This is a genomic window from Leptospira stimsonii (assembly GCF_003545885.1).
In the GTDB taxonomy this organism is placed as follows: Bacteria; Spirochaetota; Leptospiria; order Leptospirales; family Leptospiraceae; genus Leptospira; species Leptospira stimsonii.
On the sequence record NZ_QHCT01000001.1, the window covers coordinates 338,406 to 355,196 of the forward strand.

A 16,791-nucleotide genomic window follows, 5' to 3' on the forward strand; every position below is an offset into this window, starting at 1 on the left:
CCTTCTTAAGCTTAAAATCTCAGGTCGCGTTTTTCATGCAAATAAATTCCGATTACATCGTCGTAGATACAATTCGAAGCCTACAACTCGTTCTCATCAATTTGGGTCAGGCTGACTCGATCTCCATAGATACGGAGTCCTCCGGATATTATACGTATTTTTCCAGAGTCTGTCTGATTCAAATTTCCGCGAAGGGAAAAAATTACATCATCGATCCGTTAAAGTTACAAAACTTAGAGGGTCTGGGCGCGCTCTTTGAAGAAGAAAAAATTCTAAAAATCTTCCATTCCGCCATTGATGATATCAAAGCCCTCAAAAAGGATTTCGGTTTTAAGTTTAAGAATATCGCGGATACAGGATTCAGCTCTCGTCTTTTGGATCATGAGCAATATTCCCTAACACATCTTGTCGATTATTATCATAAAATAAAGCTTTCGAAGAAAGAACAGAAGTCTAACTGGGAAAAGCGGCCCTTGGAAAAAAGTCAGCTTCAATACGCGGCTTTAGATACCGTTTACTTAGAAACGATTTGGGAAAAAATGAAAGAGGAACTCATTAAGAGAAACCTCTATGACGAAGCGCTTTCCGAATTCGAAAAAATCGCGATGGAAGAAGCCGGTTCCGAAGGGAACTCCATCTCTTTGGATAAGTTTCCCGAAATCTTAGAATTCAGCGCGGATGAGAGAAGATTTATCTACGATACGTTGGTTTTCCGCGATGATAAGTCGCGCAAATTGAACAAAGCCCCCTTTCGAGTTTTTAACAACGAAAAAGTGGTCCTTCTCATGAAAAACAGAAGAGATATGGCGAAGCTAACGGAAGTTCTCGGAAAAAAAGACGCGGAAACTCTCTTTCAAATTTATGCGAATCCGAGCGGACCTCCGATTCAGAAATCGGAACTTTTCAAAAAGCCCGGAGAAAATCTCACAAACGAAGAAGGCGAAAGATTCAAACGTTTGAGAATCTGGAGAGAAACGATCATGTCCATTCGAAGAATGAGTCATCAGATGATGCCTTCCAATAAAATGATCGCCGAACTCGCTCAGAGAAATCCGAAAACCTTGGACGAACTGAGGGAAATGAATTTGTTCTCGGAATGGAAAGTAATTCATTATGGACCTTCCATTTTATCCGCACTGGAAAACATTCCGTACGAATCGAATCTCAAAGGATTGATTCCGATTAACAAAAAATTCGAATAAAGGAAGATTCAATTTTCTGAATGTAGATTCAAGATGAAGTTCGATTTTCAAACGCTGAAAGAACGACTCGCGATTCCTCAGGAGAATTTTAACGGAATTCCGGCGCCTCCCTTACCCGGAGAAGAAAAAACAAAAGCTTCTTCGGTCATTCTTCCGATCTACGAAAAACCGGACAAAACGCAAGGTATCATTCTTCAAAAAAGAAATTCCAATCTCAAGGCCCATCCGGGACAAATCTCCTTTCCGGGAGGCGCGCATTCCTCGGAAGATAAGAATCTTTTACAAACCGCACTTCGAGAATGGGAAGAGGAAATGGGAGAACCGAGTTCCGTCCTCGACGTCTTAGGAGAATATCCGGGACTTTATACTCATACTGGATTTCACATTTCACCGTTTATAGCGAGATACAACGGAACGTTTCAGTTCAATACAAACCCGGAAGAAGTAGAACGATCTATTTTATTGGATCTAAATCGCCTGGAAACTTCTCCGTTCTATTCGATTCGAATTCGAAGATCCGGCGCAAAAGAGTTGGAAATTTACTATTTCGACTTGGAAGAAGGATTACTTTGGGGTGCAACCGGAAGAATTATCGTAAATTTTCTCCGAGAACACGCAGAATTCAATCGTGAACCGGTCAGAGTCGAACCAAACTTAGGAGTTCCTCCTTTTTTTGATCCGATTCGTAAATTCTCTAAAAAAAGTTAAAAAGACTTTTTTTTCTTCATCTAGATCTACGTCTGAAAATTGTGGATAGGAACTTGTCCCATAACGGGCGGAACCTTGAAGCGACTCGAAGCGCGCGTTGAATTCCCAGTTTGATCTTTTCAGAGAAGTCATTTTGGAAACGGCTCGAAGAATTCGGTAGAAAAGAGACGGCTCTTTCCCTTCCACCTTTTTCGTAGAAAATAATTCGGAGCAAGGCAGAAGTCGTAAATTATTGGATGGAATTTTTGATTCTGCCGATAATTTAATCGGACATAATCTATAAGGAGGTAAAAACGATGAAAATACTAAAGAACTTATTTCAAACCGAAATTCGTAATTCATTCTTAAAAGAAAGTTTTCAAGAAGAAGAATGGTATCAATCTCTGATCAATCGCCCAGGCATTGAAGAAAGATTTCCTTACTTCAAGACGAAAGCGGAAAATAGAAAAACTACTACTGCCATTGTAAGATGAACCCAGAAGAAAAAGCAAAATTACTACAAACACTGGATTTGATTCTGAAACACCTTCAGGATCAAAACGCCAGCTCCGGATCGGAATATAAAGTTGTGCTGTATTCTGTACCTATCTTTGGAATCGTCTTCGGATGCGCTTTGTTGTTTTTTGTTTTTTATTGGTGGTATAGACAACGGATTGAGATAATCAAAGCCGGGCTTTACAAAAAAGAGTCCTTCGATCTTAGAACGTATTCTTTTTTCTTAGGATTGATTCTCACATTTGTCGGAATCGCCCTTTCTATCGGATTTATTTCCGTATTAGGACAATCACTCGCGATGCTCGGCGGACTCGTTCCCCTCGGAACCGGGTTAGGATTACTCTGCTATTATAAATATTCCCGATGAGGGAAAATCCTTCCATCCTATGCAAACCGGAAGACTGGGATTGCATTCAAAAAGTCTTACATGGAGATTTCAACTCTTTCGAACAATTGATGAACCGGTATCAAGGACTGGTTTACTCGCAAGCGATCAAAGCCTTTCGAAATGAAACGGAGGCTGAGGATTTCACCCAAGACATATTCCTAAAAGCATTTGAAAGTTTGTCCACCTTTCAAGGGCGTTCCCAATTTTCCACTTGGCTTTTTACGATCGCCCGAAATGAAATTATCAGAAGATATCGAAAAGAACACCCGGAGATTTCCGGTTTGGATGCCTTGATTCTCGCCGAAAATGAAAAGGAGAAAAAAAAAGAAATCACTTCCGAACAAGAAAACAAACTTTTAAATCAAGAAAGTTCGGAAAAGATTCGGAATCTCGTGGAAAACCTCCCCGATGTATATCGAAAACCGATCGCGCTCCACTACTTTGAGAATATGTCCTATAAAGAAATTTCAAAAAAATTAAACTTGAAAATGAACACTCTGAAGAGTTATATTTTCAGGGGAAAAGAAATCATGAGAGATTGGTTGAATAAGGAAGAGAATGAAAAACAAGAATAATTCACCTTCCCACTCTCAACTCCAGGATTCCGTTCCTCCCGACCTTGAAGAAAGATTGCATTTTTTCGAGGAACAACCAGGGAACTCTTCCGAGAATATGACCGTTCCTCCCGATTTAAAAAAAAGGGTGATGCTTCACATCATTCCGGTTCGAAATATTAAGATTATCTTATCCGGCCTTTTTCTTTTGGGATTCTCCCCTCTTACTGTCCTCTTCTTTATCGATATAGGATTTCTGATTGAAACGGGGTTGTTACCTCTGATTTTAGTAACAAGTAGCATTCTGTTTTGTGTTTTCGCGATATTGGCCGGAATCTATCTTGTCCATTATAGAAATCCATATACGAAAGAATGGAAAAACAAATTAGGCTTTTTTGAATGAACCAAACTACACTGAGAATTTATATCCTTACCATTTTTACTCTTTTGTTATTTTATCCGATTGGAGCGGTTTTTGCTGATAAGATATCTTCCGATTCCAAACCCGTGATGAGCGCAAAAGAATATTTGAATTCCGAATTGGACCAAGTGTTCCCGATCATTCAAAAAATGAAAAAGGAAGACGCCGCGGTACTAATTACTCAAATTAGGGAAGAATCCAAAAAGGAATGGCAGAATGCGGATAAATTTTACTTCTTAATCTCTCACTTGGAAGCTATCAAGGCGATCGAAGAAGAACAAGAAAGACTCAAAAGTCTCAATGAAGTTTATCTAATCGGATCCATATTACTTGGAGGTTTCCTCGTCTTTTCAATTTTCCGTCAAAGAGCGTTGATTCGTAAAATAAATTCACAATTGGGCGAGAAAGAATAACCTTTGTTTTCTCTCTGTCATCTAATTCTTTAGAGAGAATCGATTTTCTGGAGTTTGTAATTTTTTCGTATTCTAATTGTAACGAATTTCTGGAATATTAGAACTATAAACTTTGTTCGGTAGAGATAGACAATCTGTCCAAATCGGTCAGAATCTTTATACTTAGAATTTTCGAAAACGAAAATCAAGTTGTAAGATAAACTGTAAAGCCGGCAAAAAAGAATAGGACTCATGAAAAACCAATCAGGGAACCCGGGACAAAAAGTCCTCGTTGTAGACGATGAGGAAGATATCGCCGAATTGATCCGATTCCATCTCGAGGAAAACGGCTACCAAGTAGACACGTGCCAAAACGGATTAGAAGTTCTTCCCAAGCTCGAAAAGAATACTCCTGACCTCGTAATTTTAGATTTGATGCTCCCCGGTATCGGAGGAATGGATCTTTGCAAAAGAATCAAAGAAAAATATTCCATGCCGATCATCATGGTCACCGCAAAGTCCGGAGAAACGGAAGCGGTTCTCGGTTTAGAACTCGGTGCCGACGATTACGTTCGTAAACCCTTCAGCACAAGAGAATTGATCGCGAGAGTTCGGTCCGTCTTAAGAAGAACCAAAGATGCCGAAGAAGAACAACAATTCGAAGGAAATATCACGATCGGTAGCATTTTCCTAAATTTAAAAGCACACAAAGCGTTTATCAATAACACCGAAGTGGATTTAACGTTAATCGAATATAAGATTCTGAATCTTTTTATGACTAATCCAGGCGTTGCGTTTACGAGAGATAAATTATTGGATCGAGTTTGGGGAAAAGATATTTACGTAACGGATAGAGCGGTCGACGTAAATATTAAGAGATTACGCGATAAACTCGGGGAAGAAAAAGAAAGACTCGAGACCATCCGCGGAATCGGCTATAGATTCAATGAGGCGTAGCTTATTTTCAAAACTTCTTCTTAGCAACTGGTTGCTCCTGCTCGTTTTGCTTGTTGTAGCGGGCGCCGTCCTCTTTGTAGAAAAATTCGTTCATCCCGATTTTAAAATTCTTCTTTTTTCATTTTACGTTCTCTTTGCGATGTTCGGAACGTTTTATATGTCCTACTCGATCGCGAAGAGCGTTTCCGAACCTCTGGATCGAATCGAAAAAAAAACGGGAGATATCAACGCCGGAGATTTCGGTTCGGAGCTGGGACTTCCCGACATTCGCGAACTTGCCGACCTAGCTTCTTCGATCAACCTGATGTCGACCAGACTCAAAAATCAATTCGTGGATCTTACGATTGAAAAAGAGAAATTCGATTCCGTTTTGCAAAACTTAAAGGAAGGCGTTTTTGCGATCGATCCAGACAACGCTTCCATTCTTTTTCAAAACAAAAGTGTTCCCGGTTCTTTGATAGAGCCGAATTCTCGATCCAGAAAAGTCGCCGATGCAACGAGAGATCACAGACTTTTGGAATTTGTTACGGCTCATTTGAAAGGATCGGGCGATTCTAAAATGGAAATCGATCTCGGTCAAAACTTCTACGCGATCAAGATGTATCCCTTGAGAACCAACGGAAAAATTCTGATGTTTATCGGCGTTATCCGAAACATCACTGAGGAAAAACAATCCCATATCATCCGTGAACAGTTTGTTCAGAATGCGTCTCACGAACTCAAAACTCCGATTACGTCTATCAAAGGTTATACGGAAACGTTACTCGATCGTCTCAAATTGTCTCCGGAAAGTCACGAAAAAAGATTCCTCGACGCGATCTCGAGAAACACCGACCGAATGGTCCGTATCGTCGAAGATATGCTCACGATAACAAGAATCGAGAATCAGACAAAAATATCCGGAGATGAAGAATTCTCCCTTAAGTCCTTGGTGGAGAATTTAAGTTACACCGTGGAAGGTGTCATCTCTTCAAAGAACCAAAAATTCGTGGTCGAGATGAACGGACCTCTGATGATATACGCGGATTGGGTCCTTTTGGAACATATGCTTCTAAACCTCATTTCAAACGCGTCCTCCTATTCCCCGGACGGAAAAACGATTACGCTCAAAATTCTTCCGATCAAACCGGATCAGGTTCAGTTTCAAGTCATCGACCAAGGAATCGGTATTCAAGACGAAGACAAAAGCCGGATCTTTGAACGATTCTTTCGTGTGGATAAAAACCGGTCCCGAAAGGAAGGTGGTACCGGTCTCGGTCTTTCCATAGTAAAACATATCGTTCGCCTTCATCACGGTTCCGTGAAAGTTTTCGACAATCCCGAAGGTGGAACCATTTTTTCCGTTACCATTCCGATCCGGTATCAACCCGAAGTTTCCTGAATTCTTCTTTCCCGTAGGAAGAATTTTCCAAATATAGATCCCAACAGACACGTTGAGGGATCTTATCTATGACCATGCCGAAAGGTTTTTCATCCTTTGGGATAAATATCGGAATCAAAGACAATACGAAAGACTTCGGAGTAATTTATTCCGAAGTGCCTTGCAAGGCCACCGCCGTTTTTACGAAGAATAATTTTCCTGGCGCTCCCGTCATCGTCGGCAAGGAACATATCCAATCGGGTTTTCTTCAGTCCATTGTGATCAATTCTAAGAACTCGAACGTTGCAACGGGCGAAAAAGGAATTCAAAATTCTAGGGACATTTGCAACACAATCGGTCAATCTCTCGGCATTTCAGAAAAGTTGGTCCTTCCTTCTTCCACAGGCGTCATCGGCGTTCCCCTTAAAATGGAAGTGATTCTTCCCGCTTGTAAAAAGGCAAAGGAACTTTTGAAGCCGGGAAATCTGGAAGAAGTCGCAGAAGCGATTATGACCACGGACACTCGAAAAAAGATTTCTTACCGAAAAATTAAAACGAAGTCCGGAGAAGGTGTGATCTACGGAATCGCAAAAGGAGCCGGAATGATCGAACCGAATATGGCGACGATGCTTTGTTATATTCTTTCGGACGTCTCCCTTCCGGAAAACACGAACCTCTACTCGATATTGAAATCTTCGGTCGATCAAAGTTTCAATTGTTTAACGATCGATTCCGATACTTCCACTTCCGATACGGTGGCTTTGCTTTGTAACGGATTAGCGGGAGAAGCTTCGGTTGACGATTTTTCCAGTGCTCTTGTGGAAATATGTACGGATCTTACAAAACTCATCGCAATCGACGGAGAAGGCGCAACCAAGTTGATCGAACTAACGATTACCGGCGCGAAAAACGAAATCCAAGCGAGAAAGATCGGAAAATCCATCCTCAATTCTCCTTTAGTAAAAACTGCGATTTACGGCGGAGATCCGAATTGGGGCCGTTTGGTAATGGCAGTCGGTAAGGTTTTTGACGAACCGATCTCTTTCGAAGGTTTGGAAATTTATTTCGGCTCGCTACCGGTAAAGGAAGCGAATCCCGAAACCTTGAAAAAGCTTTCCGAATATTTAAAAAATAATACTGAAATTTCCTTAAATGTAGTATTGAATGTTGGGGCTACTTCCAGGAAATTCTGGGGTTGCGATCTTACTGAAAAATACATCGAAGAGAATGCTTACTATACTACCTGATAGCGCAAATAAACAACCCGGATTTAGAGAAGCGTTTCGTTCTCTCGTAACGGATTACTATCTTATTTCCGGAATCATCAATCTATTCGCAAAAGGAATTTCCATCGTCATCGCGTTAGGACTTTATTTTTTTATTCTTTCGGTGATTCCTACCGCGATAGAATATTATATGGAAGTAAGTCTATTGTCGACGCTTATGTTTGCCGTTTTCGTTCTATTCCCTCTTCAGGAAAAACTCAGCGGCAAACTGAAGTCTATTTTAATTTCGGAATACCTAAGCGACGATCCTCGGTCTTCAAGAATGGCGTATCGAAGATTCGATCACGACGGATTGATCAAAAACGTATTTCCGGATTTAGTGCGATTGACGGAAAGCAACTACGGCAAACTTGCGTTGCTCAACAACGATCTTAGAACGTTCGAACTTCATACGTATGCAAAGAAAAAACAAAGAAAGGTAATCACTCACGACGGAATCAACCCGGATGCCAAACTTCTAAAATACATTCTGAACAAGAAGAATGGTGCGATGATCGGAGAGCCGGATCAGAATCACGAAATCAATGAAGACTTCGTAAGCCTAAGGGCCAACTTCATTCTTCCGTTCGTATACAGAGAAACTCTCTTCGGTTTTCTTGCAGTTTCGAACATACCGAAGGATTCGGTTCGACAAGACCTCAGTTTTTTATCCGGAAAATGTGGTATCGCAGTTCACAATCATATCTTATCTTCCCAAGTTGCCGAAAACAAAAAGTATAGAAAGGAATTGGAAACGGCGGGTAAGATCAGAAAATTTCTGGAAGCCGCCGAACCGCCGATGATCGGCAACATACGGACCGAAATTCTATCGAGGGAACCCGGTGAACTCGTCGAATTCTTAAATGCAGACGGAGAAGAAACATATTTCGTAATCTTAAAATTAGGCGTAACCAATCAAGTCTCTGTTTTGGTTCTTTGTTATATATTAGGAATTCTTTATTCGGCGAGAACTTCAAAATCCGTTCAAAGTTTGAATTATATAAAGAATCTTGTGGAATCGTATCTCAAAGAGATTTCTTGGAACGAAGAATACGACCTTTTGGTGGGAGTGATTCGAAGAATGGAAAGTACGATTTCTCTTCGGAGTTCGGGGAAAAATTTTAAAGTCCACAGAAATTCCGATTTCGATAAAAATCTTCTTTCCATCGGCTGGGAAGTGGAAGAAGAAATCGGAAACGATCCTTTAATCCTCACTTGGAAAACGAGACCTATGATTTCCTTTTACGATCTGAGGTTTCCATCGTGAGAAACATTCTTTTACTTTTTATCTCTTTGATTCTACTGAGCTTTGCGCTTCTCATCGGCGTTTTACAAACTTCCTCCGAAAGTTTACGACCGCCGTTTTATTATTATCCGAATGGAACCATCATTCAAACGAACGAGGAATATCCCGGCGTACTCGGTAAAAAAGTGGATCTTCTCGAATTGGAGATCGCGGTTAAGATGGCTGAATCCGGTCAATCTTACGAAAACGGAATTCACGTCTACGACAAGGGAGTAAGCGAAACGATTCCGGTGATCCTCGCGCCGAAGTCGGATTATTCGGTCTTAAAGGATTTCACGCGCGATATTTTGATTTCGTTGATCTATCTTTCCGTGGCGATCTGGTTTTTCTTTTATACGAGAGACGTTTATATGCTCTTGTTATTCGGATCCTTATCTTGTTTGAGTCTTTTTAATTTTTTTCTGGTGGGATTTCACGAATTTCATTTTTTATTCTTCTTCTTTTTATATTTCACTTCGTTCGTAATTCTCAACATATCGTTTCGATTGAGAGGAAAAGAATTACCCACAAGATGGTTTGCACCGGAACTTATCTTTTCTCTCATCGCCGGTTTTGTTGGACGTTCTCAAAAAGCAGACCCGCATATTTTCGGAATTCTCGCAACCAACGGGGTTTATTTTATTCTTCTTTGTTCCGTGATCTGTATCTTCTTTTTGATTTTGGATTCCATTCGGAATTTATTTCCTCTTCAGAGTTTGTTCAAAAAGCTCAGCCTGATCCTTGCTTTCAGCGCAATCTCCATTCTTCCCTTTGTTTCCGTGGAATTTTCAGAGATCATCTCACCGGATCTTTCGAAACTTTTGATCTTATTCGCGTTTCTGATTTTTCCGGTTTTGATCATCTACGGAACATTTACATATTCGATCGTTCCGGTTCAGATTGCATTTAGCTCTTCACTGACTTCCATTTATCTGATTTTGATGTTAGCGGGAGGTTATCTCTTCCTCTTAGGAGCCTTCTTTAAGTTCAATCCGATTGCGGCGGACAAGTATTTGGAAGAATTCAATATTCTGTTTCTTTCGATAAGTATCTACACTCTAAGTTCCTTGAATCGCAGACTTTCCAATCTCGTGGATACTTGGAGTTTTAAGAGGAATCAAAAATTACATACAGCTCTTGAAAAAGTATCCGCGATGATCAGCGCTCCGATTTCAATGAGAGCCACGATCAACAGTCTGATGCGAAAAGTTTCGGAAGCTTTGGATATCAGCAAGGTTCTTGTATTGATTCCTGCGGATAAATTTCCGAGAACCGATCTAAGGAACATCAACTTCATCAGAATTTCCTCCAGCTCCGAAATTTGGCAATATTTCGCGGCAAATACGGAAGTTACCGTAACAACTCACCTCGCATACGGATTAGGAATCAGAGAATCGGTTTATAAATTCCTTCACAACTCCGGAATACAGCTAACGTATCCCATTTTCAACTATTCCAAAGGGAAAGAAGTTCTCGGTGTGTTTCTTGTCGGAGAGAAGAACAATCGAAAGAACTTTAATCTCGGAGAACTTCATTTTCTGAAAGAATGTACAAGAATGGCCTCCATGTTACTGCAAAACTACGCGTTATTAGCGGAAGAAGTGGAAAAAAAGAGAATCGTTCGTGATCTCAACATGGCCGCGATCATCGATAAGACGCTCCACGTTGCGGAAGGAGGATCGATCAAGGGAACACAGATCGGATTCTTCTCGATTCCAGCCGTTGGGATCTCCGGAGATTACTTAGACATTCAAAAATTGAATTCAAATCGAATGTTGTTGGCTTTAGGAGACGTTTCAGGCCATGGATTGGGAACAGGATACCTTGTAAGTGCGATCAGAGGCATCATTCAGAATCAAATCCGTAAAAAATCGGACTTATCGACGATTTTCAAAGTAATCAATTCGTTTCTCATCGAACGTTATCGAGGAAGCGAGTTCATGACTTTTATCTGCGGAGAGTACAATTCTCAAGAAGAAACGTTCAAATATATCAATGCAGGTCACTCTTCACCCATTTGTATTCGAAAAAGCGGTAAAATAGAATTGAGAACCGAGACACAAAGAGTTCTCGGAGTATTGCCTACCGAGTATAAACACTTAACGATACCGATTTATCCAGGTGATAAATTAATTTTATTCACCGATGGCATCACTGAAACGTTCAATGAGAATGAAGAAATCTTCGGAGATGAGAATTTTTTAAATCTTTTAAAGAGTAATCATCATTTGAATCCACAAGATCTTGCTGATCTTGTATTAAAAACGATTCAAGACTTTCGCGGAATCAAAGATCCAAGCGATGATATATCTTTTATCTGTGTTGAAGTGAATGATAAGCCTTCATGATGAATCAAAAAATAAGATGAGAAATAAATTTTAAAAAAAATTGTAAAATTTTATTAAAACACTTTACATTTTTATCTTGATCCATTAATTATGTCCCTAATCACGGCATTTAGCTCTGAACAAAATTCAGAACTGATGTTAGTAACACGGAGGAAGAGTCAATGGTTGCAAAAAAGAAAGCAGCAAAGAAGGCAGCTAAGAAAAAAGTTGCTAAGAAAAAAGCAGCTAAAAAGAAAGTTGCGAAGAAGAAATAAGTAATCTCGCAACACACTTTCATTCTAAGAAGGGATGAAACTTTAAAACCCGCTTTTCGAAGCGGGTTTTTTCTTTTATACACATCAAATTGATCGTTATAGATCGCAGATTCGAGCTGAAACCAGCTTAAAAACCTAAAAATCCGGTAAGAAATATCATTTCGTCCTTCATCTCGGGCAAAATATCGCCATAAACTTTGATTTGTTTCGATTCACCGTCCGCATTGATCTCATAAAGACGATATTCTTGATTGGTTGCCGGTGATCTTTCTAGTTTAAAGAACCTTGTAGGCTTTCTTGAAAAGCGATTGTATAAGGTAAACTTATGATAATAGAAGCCGTCTTTCCCCGCATTGATCGGATATGGAATGAAATATTCAGCACCCAACAAGAGAGAATCCGGTTTTACGACGATCATTCTCGTCCAAGTAGCAAGATTGATCGGATAATTTTCCTCTAAGAAAGACTTCTTAAACTTTTTTTCCCAGAAAGATAAGATTCTTCTGCGCGTTTCATTCGCTTGTTTGTGTCTCTGAAGTCCGTTTAAAGAAATTTCCAAGAGTGATAAGAGAGGAATTGTCTCATTTTTACCACTCTTAGAAAGTTCTAATTGTACTAACTTCTTAGAAGAATGAAAATCTTGATTATAAATTTCTTGCCAGATCTTTTCCTGAACTTCCGCGCTAAGAGGATCTGTACTTTCGGATAAAAGAGATAACGGAAGAGTCACCCAGATTAATCCGAAACAAATCAAAGTTAAAAGAAATGCGGACTGATTCGAATAACGTCTGATTGCGCGGGTGATTTCTTCCATAAAAACCATTTTAGATAAGTGAATGTCTTTCCGCGTCATGAAACCAAGGAAAGTTCTTTTCGTCCCAGATCTGATTGAAGGATTGAATTCCATCTTTCTGTGCGTATTCTTTTTCTTCTTCCGAAACGGGTAATAACGATAAGAATCGAATCTGTTTTCCATTTTCAGAAATCAGACCTCTTAAATCGGGTACGTTCTCACCAGGAGAAAAGGTTTCTAAATCTCGAAATAAAATCGAAGTGAAATTGAGATACAGGGCTTCGGGATCCTTCCGAGACATGGAAATCGTATGTCCGTTACCGAACCATTTCGCCATATTCCAAGGAAAACGGATGAGTTCGCCGATTAGATGGGGAACCCATGACTCCGATCTCTCCAGGCCTTCGGAACCGATCTTTACCGACAATACAAGCTCGATACGCGCGTAGTCCTCATAATCCTTGTGGAAGAGCTCTACGGAAGGCATATTCTGAGCGCTCATTCCGATAGTGGTATAAATCCAAACATCAGGATTCTCAGGTGAACGAAACCGAACAATTCCGAGTTGAGGATATTTTCCACCGTCAGCGGACCAATATTTATCGTGTTTTCCTAGTTTCGATTCCAAGAAATGAAGACGTTTCTCTTGAATTTCTTTCCAAGCGCCTTTTTTAGAACGTGCTTCCCAAAAATCTCGAGAAGCTTGGACCCGATCCGGAATTACGCCGAATTCGGAATTTCCCAAAGGATATGCAGTGAGTGAATCTACTTTCGCATGAATCGAATAACCGTGAAATCCTTTGATCCCGGACCAAGGAGGAAGAAACGCATACAACGTTTCCTTGTAAAAAAGAGCGACTCCGTCTCCTTCTTCCGTCCAAATAAAATAGAGATCTTTTTCTTCTAGTGCCGCATGAGGTTTAGAATCCAATACTTCCGATTTGAGAAGAATCGGTGCTAATCCATCGGAAAGGTCTTCTCGAATTCTCTGCTCAGGCGCCTCGACTCGATTGCAAACCCAGACGGACTTGATGCCGAACTCGGGATTTTGTTCTCCTTGGAGATAGAGATAAACCGTCCTTCCGTCGTCTTCCAAAAACGCGGTGAAGGTTCCGTAAGGATTGGCCTCTTGGTAAATAACTTTTGGTTCCATCGTTTGATTCATTGAATAGGAATATCCACGATTCTTTTTTTAAATTTTTCGAGAAGACTTTGGATCGCTGTTTCGGATCTGTACTCGTTTAGAACTTCTGGCTGATAAAAAGAAGCGTTGAGAAGTCCGGTAAGTTCGATTTCATTCCAGTTTTCGAAAGAATCTAAGACCATCACGACTTCATCGGAGATCGGTTCCTGATTCTTTTTGGCGCGGATAAACGTTTCTACGGCTAGGGTAGGAGTCATCGGTTTCTTATACATGCTTTCCTCGGTCTTTAGACAAGGTTCCAGCGGAATAAGAATGTTTCAACTCTCTAAAGAAGCGATTCTATAAGTAGAATCGGAAAAAGGCAGGTTTAAAAAATAAAAAACCGGGAGCCTCAAAAGCTTACCCGGTTCAAATTTACTCGAAAACTAACGGTGAACGTATTGTTTAAGAGCTCGAATTGGAATTCGTTCCCGGGAAACCCTGGTTTTATACTGCTCAAAGAGAATTAAGAAGAGTAAGGTGATCAGAAATAAGTTTTCCATACTTACAGTGGACTACAATTCCTAAAAAAAATCGAATCATTTTGGAAATTTTTTTCCAAAAGTTTTTTCTTCAATCGTTCTTTTTTTGGAAATAAATTGACTGCTTTGAAAAAAAAGAAAATAAACTTTGGCACACTTTTTTCTCGGCAACGTATACTGAACTCAGGAATCTTCTGAGGCAAACCTACCGATTTCTCAATTTCAGATATGCCGAATCGATTCTAAAAAGATAAATCATCCTTCGTTCATGAAATTCTCCGAAAAAAACTAAGAACGAAAGTATCGTTCTTATTATCCTTGAAGGATATTCTTTGCCGCAGATTTGATCGAGTTTTTCAATTTGGTTCGACTGGCTGTTGAGAGTTTCGCCATAATTTCAATCGTCTTAACGAATTCCTCAGCGGCTAAATCTACCATGTCCGAAAGACGAATGTCGTTCTTTTTTACGGAGGAAGACACGGAAGCTCGTTTTTTTTTCGGAGTCGCTTTTTGGATTTTGGTCTTCTTTTTTTGGACCATGATGAATTCCCCTCGGAAAAGAATAGTGGATACGGATTCTATGAATGCTTCGGATCGAATCCAGCAGAAAGTGAATCTTATTCCAAAAATATTCCCATAACGCGATAACAGTCCATTTTGCTTTCTGAAATTTCAATTACCGACCCGTCCGGACCGAATTCTTGCAATTTGATTTTATCCGGAAATCCGGTTTTAGAGACAGAATCCGATACGACAAAGAACGTGGAGTATTTCCGTAGATTCAGACAATTCTCGACCTTCCTTCCGTGGAGAAACATGGTTCCTTCTTGTTCATGGGAAGAATCTGGAATTAAGATCAAATCGGATCCGTTAAAGATGCGAATCTGACCAGTCTGTATATTCTCAGCCTTAATGTGCATAATTCGAACCAATCCTGAGAGAAAAATCCCTCACCCGTCCTAAGTCCGAATTAGCGTATTTGTATTTGAAGAATGCTAAAAAGGAACCGGTCGGAAATCTAACTATTCTCGTTCCACAACTGCAACTGAATTTAGAATCAGCTTTTCCATTTCGAGATCCACGAAAAACAACACCTTCTTTGACTATTCTTCTTCGAAGATTCTCGGAAAATGTACAGACTGATCTTCTTGGAAATTTCTTTCAATTCAAGATAAAATTCCTTTTAAAAAACCGTTTTCATTTACAATTTTTAATTTCGAACGATCGATTTCTAGTGTTTCGTCCGTTTTTAGGAGCTCGCCATTCTTATTATATGCATTTACCATAACATATCTACCGGATTTCATCTTCACGAGGACAAGTGAATAAGGCGCTTTTGTAAAAGAACCGGGGTTCATGTTAACGGTTGTAGAAGAATAAACCGTTCCAATCTCGTTTTGTTTTGCGCCGTTCTGGTTTAAGAAGAGTTTCGGACGTTTTACGGACTTCGATTTTACTTTAAAAGATTCTGATGAAAAAATCGCAACGGAATTGATGCTATCCACGCCGCCGTTTCCACCCAAGAGAGATTTTCCAGGTCGTGTCACTTGAATGTTCGGAACTGCTTTAGAATACAATCCGTAATGCGCCGCAAGGTCGATTAACCCGGTTGCGGCAGACATAGACATGGCGGCCTGGTAATTTAAAATTCCGCCCATCTCATTGATCTTAATTTTTTTTCCATTCTTAAATTGTAGCTCTCCGTTCTTCAGAGTTTGTGCAATTTCTTTCTTCGATAATCCGAAATATTCGGAGGATTGAAGAATCACCATCCCGGTAAAACAATCGTAGATCCACGCGTAATCGATGTCCTCCCTTTGTATTCCAGCAGAAGCAAACGCGATTTCTCCAGCCAATCCCGCAGGAGTCGCAAAATCACCTTTGAGCATAAAATACTCCGAGTGAGCCGCATGACCGGAGCCGATAAGATACATCGGTGCCAAATCCTTTCTTAGTTTTCCTTGAGCTTGAAGCTTCTTCGCTTTTTTCTCGGACATAAGTAAGGTTGCAAAGCCGTGATCGGTAACAATGGCGATCATCGGAGTAGAATACGGATCCGCAATCGTACGAGAGATTTGTTTTTCGGTAATTTCTTGTTGATAAACGCTCGCCCTCGGATTGGAAATCGCGTTGGATCGAAATCGTCTTGTGATATCTTCTAAATCCTTTTGACTGATTTCGTGCTCGAACATCATTCTTTTCATAAGAAGTCCGTACATAGCAATCAACGTCGCGCCATAGTTCAGCTCGAAAACCGGATGACAAACGGTTTCATTCAAACGTTTCAAGTCGGAAACCTGTTTGAAAGAAGATTTAGGGATATCCGCCGCGGCGACTAAAACCACCGCTTCCGGATCGGATTGAAGAATCATTCTTGCTTGTCCGATCGCACCGGTTACACTCGCGCCGCCCAAATCGATCAAATGCGAACGAAATCCCGTATAACCGAGTTCATTCGCAATACGGACGCTGTGTCCATAACCTGACTTACCTAATGAAGCGGGCTCTATACTCACAAAATCCGTGAGAAGATTCTGAAGAACTTCCGGTTTCATTTCCAAAAACTGAAGAAGATCGGATATTGATTTTTTATAATGTTCTAATACTTTTTTTTCTCCGGACCATTCTTTGTATTCTTCCGGAAAATCGTTTGCGATCGAATCGCTAATTCCTAATAAAACGGGATTCATAAACTTGCCTTTTG

General features: G+C 40.3%; 18 protein-coding genes. 12 read left to right on the top strand and 6 right to left on the bottom strand.

Features of this window, described 5'->3' with window-relative positions; all coding sequences use genetic code 11:
• Window positions 1-35: 35 nt before the first annotated feature.
• The 12 genes from DLM75_RS01655 (at window position 36) to DLM75_RS01720 (ending at window position 11,375) form a co-directional block, all read left to right on the top strand.
• Window positions 36-1,202, top strand: a complete 1,167-nt coding sequence (locus DLM75_RS01655) for a ribonuclease D (protein WP_118966815.1) — start codon at window positions 36-38, stop codon at window positions 1,200-1,202.
• 33 nt (window positions 1,203-1,235) lie between these two features.
• Window positions 1,236-1,910 (top strand): NUDIX hydrolase, encoded by a 675-nt coding sequence (locus DLM75_RS01660; protein WP_118966816.1) that lies wholly within the window; start codon window positions 1,236-1,238, stop codon window positions 1,908-1,910.
• Window positions 1,911-2,206: 296 nt separating this feature from the next.
• Window positions 2,207-2,383: an LIMLP_16695 family PerRB-regulated protein gene (locus tag DLM75_RS01670; protein ID WP_118966818.1), complete on the top strand. Its 177-nt coding sequence runs from the start codon at window positions 2,207-2,209 to the stop codon at window positions 2,381-2,383.
• Window positions 2,380-2,772 carry a DUF6249 domain-containing protein gene (locus tag DLM75_RS01675; protein ID WP_069605861.1) on the top strand — a complete coding sequence of 131 codons (393 nt, stop codon included), beginning with the start codon at window positions 2,380-2,382 and terminating at the stop codon, window positions 2,770-2,772. The genes DLM75_RS01670 and DLM75_RS01675 overlap by 4 nt, the downstream gene beginning before the upstream one ends.
• Window positions 2,769-3,368, top strand: coding sequence for an RNA polymerase sigma factor (locus tag DLM75_RS01680; RefSeq protein ID WP_118966819.1), 600 nt, complete (start codon window positions 2,769-2,771; stop codon window positions 3,366-3,368). The genes DLM75_RS01675 and DLM75_RS01680 overlap by 4 nt, the downstream gene beginning before the upstream one ends.
• The gene (locus DLM75_RS01685; RefSeq protein WP_118966820.1) at window positions 3,352-3,750 is read left to right on the top strand and encodes a hypothetical protein; all 399 of its coding nucleotides are present in this window, start codon (window positions 3,352-3,354) and stop codon (window positions 3,748-3,750) included. The genes DLM75_RS01680 and DLM75_RS01685 overlap by 17 nt, the downstream gene beginning before the upstream one ends.
• Window positions 3,747-4,181: a hypothetical protein gene (locus tag DLM75_RS01690; protein ID WP_118966821.1), complete on the top strand. Its 435-nt coding sequence runs from the start codon at window positions 3,747-3,749 to the stop codon at window positions 4,179-4,181. Before DLM75_RS01685 ends, DLM75_RS01690 begins: the two co-directional genes overlap by 4 nt.
• A 231-nt stretch (window positions 4,182-4,412) precedes the next feature.
• Window positions 4,413-5,117, top strand: a complete 705-nt coding sequence (locus DLM75_RS01700) for a response regulator (protein ID WP_118966823.1) — start codon at window positions 4,413-4,415, stop codon at window positions 5,115-5,117.
• On the top strand, window positions 5,107-6,498 hold the full coding sequence (locus DLM75_RS01705; RefSeq protein WP_118966824.1) for a HAMP domain-containing sensor histidine kinase: 1,392 nt from the start codon (window positions 5,107-5,109) through the stop codon (window positions 6,496-6,498). Before DLM75_RS01700 ends, DLM75_RS01705 begins: the two co-directional genes overlap by 11 nt.
• Before the next feature lie 74 nt (window positions 6,499-6,572).
• Window positions 6,573-7,724, top strand: a complete 1,152-nt coding sequence (argJ, locus tag DLM75_RS01710; RefSeq protein ID WP_118966825.1) for a bifunctional glutamate N-acetyltransferase/amino-acid acetyltransferase ArgJ — start codon at window positions 6,573-6,575, stop codon at window positions 7,722-7,724.
• Complete coding sequence (locus DLM75_RS01715) at window positions 7,705-9,009, top strand: hypothetical protein (RefSeq protein WP_118966826.1); 1,305 nt, start codon at window positions 7,705-7,707, stop codon at window positions 9,007-9,009. Before argJ ends, DLM75_RS01715 begins: the two co-directional genes overlap by 20 nt.
• A complete protein-coding gene (locus DLM75_RS01720) occupies window positions 9,006-11,375 on the top strand; it encodes a SpoIIE family protein phosphatase (RefSeq protein ID WP_118967922.1) in 2,370 nt (789 codons plus the stop codon). The genes DLM75_RS01715 and DLM75_RS01720 overlap by 4 nt, the downstream gene beginning before the upstream one ends.
• Before the next feature lie 381 nt (window positions 11,376-11,756).
• Here the strand turns inward: DLM75_RS01720 and DLM75_RS01725 are convergent, their stop codons facing one another.
• From DLM75_RS01725 to DLM75_RS01750, 6 genes are all read right to left on the bottom strand, one after another.
• Window positions 11,757-12,452: a hypothetical protein gene (locus DLM75_RS01725; RefSeq protein ID WP_118966827.1), complete on the bottom strand. Its 696-nt coding sequence runs from the start codon at window positions 12,450-12,452 to the stop codon at window positions 11,757-11,759.
• A 1-nt stretch (window position 12,453) separates the two neighbouring features.
• Window positions 12,454-13,587, bottom strand: coding sequence for a suppressor of fused domain protein (locus DLM75_RS01730; protein ID WP_118966828.1), 1,134 nt, complete (start codon window positions 13,585-13,587; stop codon window positions 12,454-12,456).
• On the bottom strand, window positions 13,584-13,838 hold the full coding sequence (locus DLM75_RS01735; RefSeq protein WP_118966829.1) for a hypothetical protein: 255 nt from the start codon (window positions 13,836-13,838) through the stop codon (window positions 13,584-13,586). The genes DLM75_RS01730 and DLM75_RS01735 overlap by 4 nt, the downstream gene beginning before the upstream one ends.
• Before the next feature lie 561 nt (window positions 13,839-14,399).
• Window positions 14,400-14,627, bottom strand: a complete 228-nt coding sequence (locus tag DLM75_RS01740) for a hypothetical protein (RefSeq protein ID WP_118966830.1) — start codon at window positions 14,625-14,627, stop codon at window positions 14,400-14,402.
• A 77-nt stretch (window positions 14,628-14,704) separates the two neighbouring features.
• Complete coding sequence (locus tag DLM75_RS01745) at window positions 14,705-15,007, bottom strand: hypothetical protein (protein WP_118966831.1); 303 nt, start codon at window positions 15,005-15,007, stop codon at window positions 14,705-14,707.
• Between the two features lie 246 nt (window positions 15,008-15,253).
• The gene (locus DLM75_RS01750) at window positions 15,254-16,777 is read right to left on the bottom strand and encodes a thiolase C-terminal domain-containing protein (RefSeq protein WP_118966832.1); all 1,524 of its coding nucleotides are present in this window, start codon (window positions 16,775-16,777) and stop codon (window positions 15,254-15,256) included.
• Window positions 16,778-16,791 lie beyond the last annotated feature (14 nt).